Annotated in this window: 1 protein-coding gene; it reads right to left on the bottom strand. The window is 63.1% G+C overall.

The annotated features are described in order from the left end of the window. Window positions 1-18 precede the first annotated feature (18 nt). On the bottom strand, window positions 19-1020 hold a 1002-nt coding region (locus tag NNI01S_RS32975; protein ID WP_063025461.1), incomplete at its 5' end, for an IS256 family transposase.

The following is a 1020-nucleotide window of genomic DNA, read 5'->3' as shown; positions in this document are numbered from 1 at the left end:
TGTTTCCGGCGGTTTCTCTCAGTAGGTTCGGGCGTCGGGCCAGCGGTCGGCGAAGGTGATCGCGAACGCGTTGACCGCAGGCTTCCACCGCATGGTCCATCGTGCCCGACCGGCGCCGGTCGGGTCGAGCGAACGAGTCACCAGATACAGGCATTTCAGCGCGGCTTGCTCGGTGGGGAAATGCCCTCGGGCCTTGATCGCGCGCCGGTAGCGGGCATTCAGCGACTCGATCGCGTTCGTCGAGCAGATCACCCGCCTGATCTCGATGTCGTAGTCGAGGAACGGAATGAACTCCTCCCAGGAGTTCTCCCAAAGCCGCACGATCGCACCGTATTTCGTTCCCCACTTCTCGGTCAGTTCATCCAACGCGGCGCGGGCAGCCTCGGCGTTTACCGCGGTGTAGATCGGTTTCACGTCCCGTTTCAGCGCGTCCCAGTGCTGGCGTCCGGCCAGCCGGAAGGTGTTGCGGATCAGATGGATGATGCAGGTCTGCACCGTGGCCAGTGGCCACACGTTGCCGACCACCTCCGGCAGGCCTTTCAACCCGTCGCAGACCAGGAAGAACACGTCCTTGACCCCGCGGTTACGGATCTCGGTGAGCACACTCATCCAGAACTTCGCGCCCTCACCACCGCTGCCGGCCCACAGGCCGAGGATGTCTTTCTCCCCGGTCACCGTCACCCCGATCGCGGCATAGATCGGCCGGTTGGCGACTTGACCGTCTCGCACTTTCACGACCAGCGCGTCGATGAAGATCGCGACATAGACCTCGTCCAGGGGTCGGCTCGACCATTCCTGCATCTCCGCGACGACTTTGTCGGTGATCCGGGAGACTGTCTCCTTGGACACCGACGCACCATAGATCTCGGCGAAATGCGCCGAAATCTCGCCGGTGGTCAACCCTTTCGCATACAGCGACAGCACGATCTCATCGACCCCGGTCAATCGGCGTTGGCGCTTGCGCACGATCTGCGGTTGAAAGCTGCCGTCGCGGTCGCGAGGCACCTCGATCGGCACCGA

This window comes from Nocardia niwae NBRC 108934 = DSM 45340 (genome assembly GCF_001613465.1).
GTDB classification, from domain to species: domain Bacteria; phylum Actinomycetota; class Actinomycetes; order Mycobacteriales; family Mycobacteriaceae; genus Nocardia; species Nocardia niwae.
Note: the sequence above shows the minus strand (reverse complement) of the source record. Positions and strands in the feature narration are given on the sequence as shown.